The sequence below is a fragment of the Paracoccus sp. (in: a-proteobacteria) genome (assembly GCF_032007265.1).
In the GTDB taxonomy this organism is placed as follows: domain Bacteria; phylum Pseudomonadota; class Alphaproteobacteria; order Rhodobacterales; family Rhodobacteraceae; genus Paracoccus.
In genome coordinates, this window is record NZ_DALZMB010000129.1 from 1 (window position 1) to 9,507 (window position 9,507).

Below are 9,507 nucleotides of genomic sequence, written 5' to 3' on the forward strand. Positions count from 1 at the left end.
TATTGCGTCGGGTAATGATCATAAAGTCCTCCTCCCAAAGGATATGTGATTGTTGTGGGTTTAAAGCAGCGCCGTCGAGAACCACGGCACCGCGGCAATCGCCAAAAGCCCGATCAGAAGCGCAGCCAGATAGGGCCAGATCTTACGCATGACCTGCTCGGCCGGAACATTCGCGATTTTGCAGGCGATATAGAAGCCGATGCCAATCGGCGGGGCCATCAAGCCGATATTCATCGCAGTGACGATAACCATGGCGTAGTGGATGTCGTGAATGCCCAGCCCGCGCGCGATCGGAAACATGATCGGCGCCAAAAGGACGATGGCTGGCAGCCCTTCCAGGATACAGCCCAGGATCAGGAAGATCACGATCGAGGCCAGCATGAAGACGACCCAGCCGCCCGGCAACCCGGTGACGATATTCATCAGATCGCGCGCAAAACCCGATTGCGTCAGCGCCCATGCCATTGATGAGGCCGCGCCAAGGATCAGCAGGATCGCCCCCGACATTGCCGCCGTCTCGACCAGCATCGTTCCCATTTTGCGCACCGGAATGCCGCCATAAAGAACGATCCCGATGATGAATGCATATAGAACCGCGATGGTGGAAACCTCGGTCGCCGTCGCCACGCCGCTGCCGACAAGGCTGCGGATCATAAAGGGCAATACCAAAGCCGGCGCCGAGACGACCGCAGCTTTCATAATGAACTTCAGATTGGCGCGCTTGACCCCGCTCATATCCTCGTCGCGTGCCTTCCAGCGCGCAAGCAGGGCCAGAACCACCAAAAGAACCATGGCAATGGCAAAGCCCGAGGTGAACAGGCCCGCAATCGAAACCCCCGCAACCGAACCCAGAACGATCAAGACGATCGAGGGCGGCACGGTATCCGCCATAGCCGCCCCGGTCGCCAAAAGGGCCGTCATTTCCGATGGCGAATGACCACGGCGGCGCATCTCGGGAAACAGGGCTGGCGCGACAGTTGCCATATCCGACACCTTCGAGCCGGAAATCCCCGAAACTAGGAACATCGACCCCAAAAGCACATAGCTCATCCCGGCTTTCACATGGCCGAAAAGCGAGGCAAGGAAATTGACAATCGCCTTACCCATTCCCGTGGCATCCAGAACACAGCCCAAAAGCACAAAGACCGGCACCGAGAGCAAAATCAACGAGGACATGCCTTCATCGATGCGGCCGATCATCACGAAAACCGGCGAATGGCTGGCAAAGGTCAGATAGGACAGGGTGCCAAGCGCGAAGCAAAAGGCGATTGGCACGCCGACTGCCAGCAAAATCGCCACCAGCAGACCCAGATAGATCGGCAGGTTCCAATTGCCGATGCCCAGCATTGCGGGCTTGGCATAAAACAGCAGCGCCGCAGCAAGTCCCGCGACAGCCAGCGTGCCGATGATCGTGCCCCATTGCTTGGTGCGCAGCACCGATATCACCATCAAAAGCGACATCAGCGCAATTCCCACGGGCAGGGCCGAAGCGCGCCACGACATCGGCAGACCCAGTGCCGGCGAGGTCACAAAGCTTTCCTCATAGGCATATTCCACCGCCACCGGCAGCAGGCGCAGCAAAAGCACGCATACCATCACCTGCCCCGCCACTTCGGCAATGCGGGCCAGTTTCTGGGGCAATAGCGGCAAAACGACCGTCAGCCGCATATGCTCGTGGCGATCGACTGCCAGGGCCGAACCCAGCATCGCCATCCAGATAAAGCTGATCGAGGCGGCCTCATCCCCCCAGATCAGCGGTTTTGCCAACACATAGCGGAAAAAGACGTTCGCCAGCACGGTCACAATCATGACGAGCAGAAGGCCTGCCGCCAAAATCTCGATCGGGCGCATCCAGGGCTCGGCGCGTTTGGGCTGGGCCATAGCCTCGATGCCGCCAAGCGCCAATTCAGCGCCCATTTCGGTTTCGCTGGCTTGCATTCAATCCTCCCTATACGAAAGGGCTCTCCCCAGCCCTTGCTGCATGTCCACAATATGGCCGCAGCTTTCGTTTTTTCAGATTGTAGTTTTCGGCGTAATTTACGGCATTATGCAAGATGTAAATCTGGCTGCCGCGAAATATTCGTCAAATCCAGGATAGCTCATTCCACACTATGGAATGAGCGCGCCGAAAACGCCAAAGCAGCAGACAAAGCCCGGCGCGCAGTTATGCAAACAGCACGGCGGCCTAGCGATTTATTCGAAATTTCCCTGCATCCCCTTTAGGGGCACATTGCGCAGATAGCTCAGTCGCGGGTCGGCTTGCGGCCCACAGGCCTTGAGCCGCGCGAACATCTGGGGGGTGGTTGTGCGCAACAGATCAAAGCTGGGCTCGGACGGGGTACCGGTAAAGCTGGGCGCCAGATCGCCCGCAAACATCTGATTGATGGTCGCGCGCCACAATGCCTTGACCGAGGCTTTGGTCTTTGGGGTCAGCTCAGACCCGCTGGACCGCAGCGCGGCCAGCCGCTCGACCTCGCCCTGTGACAAGATCTCGGCGAGAGGCGAGGCCAGATTTTTGCGATAATCAATGCCCAAAGCGCTGGGGGTATAGCCTATTTTTGCCGGATCGCAGCTGATGCTTTGCGCGCCCGCGCAGGCCGAAAGCGCCAACAAAAGCCCTGCTGCACTGACCAAGCGAAGTGATGCCGTGCGGATCATATCCTTGCCCCCTTAAATCATGGCCAGCAGATTGCGCACCTCAACCCCCAGCTGGATCGGCGAGACACTTTCGATGCCGTTATCGGTCAGCCGGCGGTCGTCGGAAAAGCTGGCAATCAGCTGCCGCATACCGATGCTGACAACCGGATAATGTGCCAGATGCGCCAGCATGGCCAGCACGTCATTGGCATCGGAAACACGATGCAAGAAGGCAGACAGCTCTGCAAGAGCGCGCGGATCGCCATAGCTGGCCAGGTAGCAGGCCCAAGCCCATGTCTCTGAGAAATGCCAATCCTGCGCCGCGTTCCAGTCAGGCTGGATTACCCCATCCAGTTGGGCGCGCAGATCGACACCAAGGGCACGCGCGCAACCGAAATAAAGCCCTGCATAACCGCTTTCATCTACCCCCGCGATATAGGGCACGCGGGCGTAAACCTGGCGCAAATCAGCTAAAAAGGCATCGTCCAGATGTGGTGCCCCATCGGGATGCTCGGACAGCTCACCCCAGATCGCCCAGATATGGCCTAAAAGAAAGGTCATATACCGTTCGGTCGCGGATGCGGGGACATGCGCCGCCAGCTGACCCGTCATCGCCCGAACGCACAGGATCGGCGGCAATTCCCCGTCCTGCGGGTCAAAAAGCACCGAGAGTTTTTCGGCCGCCTCATCGCTGCCCCGCTCCTGCCAGGTTTTCAAAAGCGCACCCGCCCCAGCCGGGCAATAGCTGTCAATCGCGGTCTGATAGGCGTTTTGATCCGTGGACATGTCTATCTTCCTTGAACCGATTTCCACTGCATATAGCGCAGCTCTTTGCGGTCAGTGCGCGGATTACCATAACCCATAAGGTTCAACACATCATTGCTAGCCACATTATCGCCCCCAGCCGCGGCGCGCAGATGCGGGGGGTATTGCCCGCTGGCCGCCGGGTCGTTGGGGTGACGCAGCTTGATCGTATGGCCAAACTCATGTGCGGCGGTCGAATAGACACCGCTGTCCGAGTTAAAGAAAATCGCATAGTCCGATCCGATACTGCGCGCGAACCCGTTGATATAGCTGCCCGCGCCGCGCCTGCCTGTCGGCATCATCAAGAACAGGTATTTGTCATAGCCCGGATTGCGACGCTTGACGGCGGTAAAGATTGCATCGGTGACACGCGTGATTGTTCCACCCCATCCTGCATCCAGTTGCGTCGGAGTCATTTGACCATTGGCATCGAAGAATCCGCCCCCCGGTGCCAAATTGGTTGTGGCGGGCAGGTCATAGCGCGCAAGCGCAGTCAGGCTGACCTCGACACAAGCCGCGCGGTAACATTCAGCGAAAAAGTTGCGGTAGACCGTCATATCCATCGCTGGACGTGGCAAGGTCAGGCTGGTGCGCGCCGCCGCCCCCGTGCCGGTCGTGACGGTCTGGTTCACCTCACATAGTGCGACCCGATAGGATTTGAGAACGTGGCAGGCGACATGCACCCAGCCAATATCCTTGCCACCGCAGCTGACGACGATCGTACAATCCCCCGCAGCCAGACCTTGAATTTCGAACTCTGCAAGATTGGTTGTGATCGTGCTGGTGACCACCCGCGCGACATTGGCGGGTTTGACGACATAGGTGCTGTTGCGGATACAGCCGTGGTGATTGGCGAAGTTGATCAGGCATTTGGTGGTCTGGCCACGTTGAACCGACAGCCAGACCGCCCCATCGCGGGTCAGGCGGTTCGTGGGGGCCGTCTTGGCCGCATTGGGTGGCAGCCAATAGGGCTGGGTGCCCGAGCCGACCATATCGGTTTTGTCATCAAAGCCATAATAGGCGGCCTTGCGGCCGTGCTTGCGAAAATCAGCCGCCTCGGGACAGCAAGGTGCCTCGCCCGAGGCAGGGCTGCCGGGGTTTGCGGTCAGATCATCAACCTTGCTGGATGGAGGGGCGCTGGACGAGAGATTACACATTCACATCTTCCTCATCGCTATTTCGCAGCAGAGCATTCAGACGCTTTCGCGCATATTCGCCCAATGCCTGATCTGGTGCGCGGCCCTGTTCGCGCGCTTGTCGAACGATATCGGCCACCCAAGGGTAAAGCGGGTCCTCATAAAAGCGGACCCCCAGCACATGGGTCAGAACCAACGCCAACCTGCGGCCAAAGCTGGTATCGATGTGCAGATATTGCGTCGCCTTCAATGCTTGCCCTTCAAGGTAACGGCGCGGCCAGTTTTCACGCTCGGCAGGGCTCAGATCCCATAGCTCCAACAGCGCGTCGTGCAAAACACTGTGCGAGATATCGGGATTGCGCATCAACGGCTCGACTTCGGGCAGGCGCGTCAGGCGCTCGCGTAAAATCGCAGCATCGGGTCCGATCTGACGATCACCTATCGCCATGAATGCCTTGCGCGCGCGCGCCAGCCTGTCCTCTTCGCTGCCCAGACCGCTAAGTGCGGTGCGGATCGCATCGTAGCGTGGATCATCCAGAAAATATGCGCCAAGCCAATTCATGATCAGCAAAAGATAGGCACGCCCACCCACGGTCATCAGCCCGAAATTGTCGCCCTCAAGGCCGGCATGGGCGACAAGACGGCGGCAATTGACCTCGCCCAAGGCGCGAAAGCGCGCTGGATTGATGCGGCGCAGCGAGGCAACCAGTTGATGATAGCGTGTCTCTTGTGCGATTGCGCCATGCAGCGCCTCATCCAGACGGATCATGCAGCCTTACCCCGGCTCAGCGCAAAGACGCGCGGCGCGCCGATCCGCGCCAAATCCCGAAAAATCACGCGGCCCGGCGCCAGAAAGCTGTCGATCAAGCCGTGATAGCGCCCATGCCGCGCCATTGCGCTTAGGACAGGCGCGCTCCAGAATCGCAGAAAGACGCGCTTGCCCGATGCCATTTCGACGCTGGTGAACTTGCGAAAATGGGCGCGGGTTTCGGCCAGACTGTGCCGGGTCGAGACAAAGCAGCCGTAATCCAAACCCCAAAGACTGGAGGGCTGATCTGATGCCGTAAACAAGCGCCGCGTGAAGGGCGCATCAGAACGCAACGTCACGATCCAGGGCGCCAGCTCGGCCGAGTTTTCGGCCAATGGGCCTTGATAAAGACATGCATGCGCCAGCCCCGATGCCTCGATCAGATCAAGCAATCCCGGAACCACCGCACCATCCAAGATCGCGTGGCAGTGCCGCCCATCCTGTGGGAAAAGCTCGGGCTCAAGCTCGGCGGGAACGTTCAGCTGCGGCCAGGCCCCAAGCTGGGCATCCAAGGGGGCGGCAAAGCCCAATCTTGCGACGTGATGGCGCAAGTTCCCCCCCTCATCGACCTTTTCGGGGATCGCGTAAAAGGGCCTGTGCGTGCTGACTTGCCAATGCAGATCGCCAGGTAAATCCCAATCATCTTGGGGCGTTAGCGCACCCGCACCATCAAAGGCCGCCAGCGGTACAGCCTCGATCAGCTTGGGTGCATGCGCTGTAAGGCTGGGGACGGCGCTGCGCAGGACCGCTTCACTGTCGATGCGGCTCGAGGCCCAGACTGCAGCGTGATGCAATTGGTGCTCGGGACCCAATTGATAGCGAAGCACCCAGATTTCAAACTCGCCCGACACGAAAGCTGTCCCGCCCCTAAACGCAGCCCCTCATGCAAAGGGCTTTAGTCCAATAATGTACAATATGACTAAGGCAGTTAACGGGATTGTCAGACGATATACAATTGCCAAAAGATGTAATCGCGGATGCGCGTTCACCCTGACCGGCCATGCGTGCAGCCACACAATATCAAAATGCCAAGGATTACCGGGCTATGGCGCGGCGCACTGGCAGAAAGGCATACCGTTGACCACCTGCCGTTTAGTATACAAGAAATATTTTTATTGAACGGCTCAATTTGCCGACACATAGTCGACAGATAGACGAATCGAAAGCAACGATCACAACGACAGGGATGACTATGAAACTGAGCCATATTGCCGCAGGCGTTTTGACCGCAACCATCGCATCCAGCGCTGCCTATGCCGACAAGCTTGACGACATCATCTCGTCGGGCACGCTGCGCTGCGCCGTCGTGCTGGATTTCCCGCCCATGGGCTCGCGCGATGAAAACAACAATCCGATCGGCTTTGACGTCGATTACTGCAACGATCTGGCGGCCGCTTTGGGCGTGAAAGCCGAGATCGTGGAAACCCCCTTCCCCGAGCGTATTCCCGCCCTGATGTCGGGCCGCGTCGATGTCGGCGTCGCGTCGACCTCGGATACGCTTGAGCGCGCCAAAACCATCGGCGTTACCATTCCCTATTACGCTTTCGAAAACTCGGTGGTCGTCAATGACAAGACCGATATCACCAGCTGGGAAGGCATGAAGGGCAAGACTGTCGGCGCCACCGCTGGCACCTATGAGGCGATCTGGCTGGAAGGCAAAGTCAAGGAATGGGGCGAGGGCGAGTTCCGTCCCTACCAGACCCAGGCCGATGTTTTCCTTGCCCTGTCGCAGGGTCAGCTGGACGCGACCGTTGGCACCACCGAAGTCGCCAATGCCAACGTGAAATCGGGCAAATTTGCCGGGATCAAAATCGTCGACAAAGCGCCGATGGTGCCGGACTATGTCTCGCTGTTCACGATGCGTCAGGAATACGGCCTGATCAACTACATGAACCTGTTCATCAACCAGCAGGTCCGCACCGGCCGCTATGCCGAGCTTTATGCAAAATGGGTTGGAGAGGGCGAGCCGGCCAATCTGACCGTCCAGGGCGTATACCGCTAATCTGACAACCCTTAAGGGCGGCGCTCGGGGCGGTTTGTCCCGGCGCCGTCTTCCCAGATCAATCCTTCGATGGGAAGACGATGTTCAACTATACATTCCAGTGGAACCAGGCGTTCCAGCGCTTGCCGCGGATGCTGGAAGGGGCATTGGTCACGATGGAAATCGCGATCATCTCGATGGTTCTGGGCATTGCCCTTGCCATCATCCTGACCCTTTTCCGACGCTCTGGCAGCCGCATCCTGCGAGGCTTTGCCCAAACCTGGGTTGAGGTTGCCCGCAATACCCCGGCGCTGTTTCAAATTTATATGGCGCATTTCGGCATCGCCGGATTTGGCATCCATCTCAGCCCCTTCGTCTCGTTGTTGATCGGGATCACCTTCAATAATGCGGGCTATCTGGCCGAAAACTTTCGCGGCGCTCTTAAAGCGATCCCCGAGACCCAGACACGCGCCGCACGCTCGCTTGGCATGAGCGAGGGCCGCGCCTTTCGCTTTGTGATCTTGCCACAAATGCTGCGGATCGCTTTCTTGCCGATGACCAACCAGATGGTCTGGGCCGTTCTGATGACCTCACTTGGCGTAACGGTGGGCATGAACACCGACCTTTACGGCGTGACGCAGGATCTGAATGCGCTGACCTTCCGCACATTCGAGCTGTTCGCACTGGCCGCAGTGATCTTTTACGTCATCACCAAGGTCATCACCCTTGGCGCGCGCCTGATTGCCGCGCGTCTGTTCCGGTATTGAGGGGAGAGGCAACCATGTTCCATACCGCCCTCAGCACAGCCGATCTGATCTTCCTCGCCAAAGGCGCGGGAATGACGCTGTTGGTGACGGCCATTTCGGTCGTTATCGGCACGATCCTTGGCATCATTTTCGGCGTGATCCGCTATCAGGTCGGCCCCTATTGGGCCGCACCGCTGACATTCGTGCTGGATATTTGCCGGTCGATTCCATTGCTGATCCAGCTGGTTTTGCTCAATGCTTTCTTCGGCATGGTGCTTGGCTTGCGCTGGCCCGGCCTGACTGTAGCCTGTATCGTACTATCGCTCTATACCTCGGCCTATTGCGCAGAAATCGTGCGTGGCGGCATCGAGGCAGTGCCATCCACCACCCGCCGCGCGGCGCGGTCTTTGGGGATGAACTGGTTTCAGGACATGCGCTATATCGTGGCGCCATTGGCGACGCGCGTGGCTCTGCCCTCTTGGATCGGACTGGCGCTTGGCGTGATGAAAGATTCGGCGCTTGTCTATGTCGTGCAGGTCACCGAGCTGTTGAAATCGACCCAAATCCTGATCACGCGCCTGCAAGAGCCGTTGTTCCTGCTGTTGATTTGCGGGGCCTTCTACTTCGTCATCTCCTACCCTCTTGCCCGTTTCGGCGGCTATCTCGAAAAACGGTGGTCCAATGATTGAGATCGAAAACGTCCGCAAATCCTTTGGCCAGCTAGAGGTGCTGAAAGGCATCGACCTAACGGTTCAGAAAGGCGAGGTGGTGACGATCATCGGGGGTTCGGGTTCAGGCAAGTCGACGCTGCTGACCTGTATCAACGGGCTGGAACCCATCGATTCCGGCAGAATTTTGGTCGATAAGACCGAAGTGCACGCCAAAACCACCGATCTGAACAAGCTACGCCAGAAAATCGGTATCGTTTTCCAACAGTGGAATGCCTTTCCGCATCTGACCGTCCTCGAGAATGTGACCCTCGCGCCGCGCAAGGTTCTGGGCTATTCCAAGGAAAAGGCCGAAGAAATCGCCGTGCGGCAGCTAAGCCATGTGGGGCTTGGCGACAAGCTAAAGACCTTCCCCTCGCGGCTATCGGGTGGTCAGCAACAGCGCATGGCAATTGCCCGCGCCCTTGCCATGTCACCGACCTATATGCTGTTTGACGAGGTCACCTCGGCGCTTGATCCGCAGCTGGTCGGCGAGGTGCTGGACACGCTGAAAATGCTTGCTGATGAGGGGATGACCATGATCTGCGTCACCCATGAAATGGCGTTTGCACGTGATGTCTCGAACCGCGTCGCCTTCTTCCATCAAGGTGTCATGGCCGAGATCGGGCCGCCAGATCAGCTGTTTGGCGACCCACGGAACCCGGAAACCCAAAAGTTCTTGTCGAGC

Annotated in this window: 10 protein-coding genes; 4 read left to right on the forward strand and 6 right to left on the reverse strand. The window is 58.4% G+C overall.

Translation table 11 applies throughout. The annotated features are described in order from the left end of the window. Positions 1-60 precede the first annotated feature (60 nt). From RTS12_RS18405 to RTS12_RS18430, 6 genes are all read right to left on the reverse strand, one after another. On the reverse strand, positions 61-1,938 hold the full coding sequence (locus RTS12_RS18405; RefSeq protein WP_312531114.1) for a TRAP transporter large permease subunit: 1,878 nt from the start codon (positions 1,936-1,938) through the stop codon (positions 61-63). Positions 1,939-2,193: 255 nt separating this feature from the next. Beyond that, on the reverse strand, positions 2,194-2,658 hold the full coding sequence (locus RTS12_RS18410; protein ID WP_312531116.1) for a hypothetical protein: 465 nt from the start codon (positions 2,656-2,658) through the stop codon (positions 2,194-2,196). Between the two features lie 12 nt (positions 2,659-2,670). After that, a complete protein-coding gene (locus RTS12_RS18415; protein ID WP_312531117.1) occupies positions 2,671-3,423 on the reverse strand; it encodes a hypothetical protein in 753 nt (250 codons plus the stop codon). 2 nt (positions 3,424-3,425) lie between these two features. Next, positions 3,426-4,598, reverse strand: a complete 1,173-nt coding sequence (locus RTS12_RS18420) for a hypothetical protein (protein WP_312531119.1) — start codon at positions 4,596-4,598, stop codon at positions 3,426-3,428. Beyond that, the gene (locus tag RTS12_RS18425) at positions 4,591-5,346 is read right to left on the reverse strand and encodes a hypothetical protein (RefSeq protein WP_312531120.1); all 756 of its coding nucleotides are present in this window, start codon (positions 5,344-5,346) and stop codon (positions 4,591-4,593) included. The genes RTS12_RS18420 and RTS12_RS18425 overlap by 8 nt, the downstream gene beginning before the upstream one ends. Then, positions 5,343-6,236 carry a DUF4123 domain-containing protein gene (locus RTS12_RS18430; RefSeq protein ID WP_312531122.1) on the reverse strand — a complete coding sequence of 298 codons (894 nt, stop codon included), beginning with the start codon at positions 6,234-6,236 and terminating at the stop codon, positions 5,343-5,345. The genes RTS12_RS18425 and RTS12_RS18430 overlap by 4 nt, the downstream gene beginning before the upstream one ends. Positions 6,237-6,577: 341 nt before the next feature. Here RTS12_RS18430 and RTS12_RS18435 point away from each other — a divergent pair, with 341 nt between their 5' ends. The 4 genes from RTS12_RS18435 to RTS12_RS18450 all read left to right on the forward strand — a co-directional run. Then, positions 6,578-7,387, forward strand: a complete 810-nt coding sequence (locus RTS12_RS18435) for a transporter substrate-binding domain-containing protein (protein WP_312531123.1) — start codon at positions 6,578-6,580, stop codon at positions 7,385-7,387. Positions 7,388-7,467: 80 nt separating this feature from the next. After that, positions 7,468-8,133 carry an amino acid ABC transporter permease gene (locus RTS12_RS18440; protein WP_312531124.1) on the forward strand — a complete coding sequence of 222 codons (666 nt, stop codon included), beginning with the start codon at positions 7,468-7,470 and terminating at the stop codon, positions 8,131-8,133. 14 nt (positions 8,134-8,147) lie between these two features. Beyond that, the gene (locus tag RTS12_RS18445) at positions 8,148-8,801 is read left to right on the forward strand and encodes an amino acid ABC transporter permease (RefSeq protein ID WP_312531126.1); all 654 of its coding nucleotides are present in this window, start codon (positions 8,148-8,150) and stop codon (positions 8,799-8,801) included. Further along, positions 8,794-9,507, forward strand: a 714-nt coding sequence (locus tag RTS12_RS18450; RefSeq protein ID WP_312531128.1) for an amino acid ABC transporter ATP-binding protein, incomplete at its 3' end; no start/stop codon positions are given. The genes RTS12_RS18445 and RTS12_RS18450, both read left to right, overlap by 8 nt.

Coding starts and splice junctions, on each gene's coding strand:
- RTS12_RS18405 (WP_312531114.1), bottom strand. CDS start 1,938: ATGCAAGCCAGCGAAACCGAAATGGGCGCTGAATTGGCGCTTGGCGGC.
- RTS12_RS18410 (WP_312531116.1), bottom strand. CDS start 2,658: ATGATCCGCACGGCATCACTTCGCTTGGTCAGTGCAGCAGGGCTTTTG.
- RTS12_RS18415 (WP_312531117.1), bottom strand. CDS start 3,423: ATGTCCACGGATCAAAACGCCTATCAGACCGCGATTGACAGCTATTGC.
- RTS12_RS18420 (WP_312531119.1), bottom strand. CDS start 4,598: ATGTGTAATCTCTCGTCCAGCGCCCCTCCATCCAGCAAGGTTGATGAT.
- RTS12_RS18425 (WP_312531120.1), bottom strand. CDS start 5,346: ATGATCCGTCTGGATGAGGCGCTGCATGGCGCAATCGCACAAGAGACA.
- RTS12_RS18435 (WP_312531123.1), top strand. CDS start 6,578: ATGAAACTGAGCCATATTGCCGCAGGCGTTTTGACCGCAACCATCGCA.
- RTS12_RS18440 (WP_312531124.1), top strand. CDS start 7,468: ATGTTCAACTATACATTCCAGTGGAACCAGGCGTTCCAGCGCTTGCCG.
- RTS12_RS18445 (WP_312531126.1), top strand. CDS start 8,148: ATGTTCCATACCGCCCTCAGCACAGCCGATCTGATCTTCCTCGCCAAA.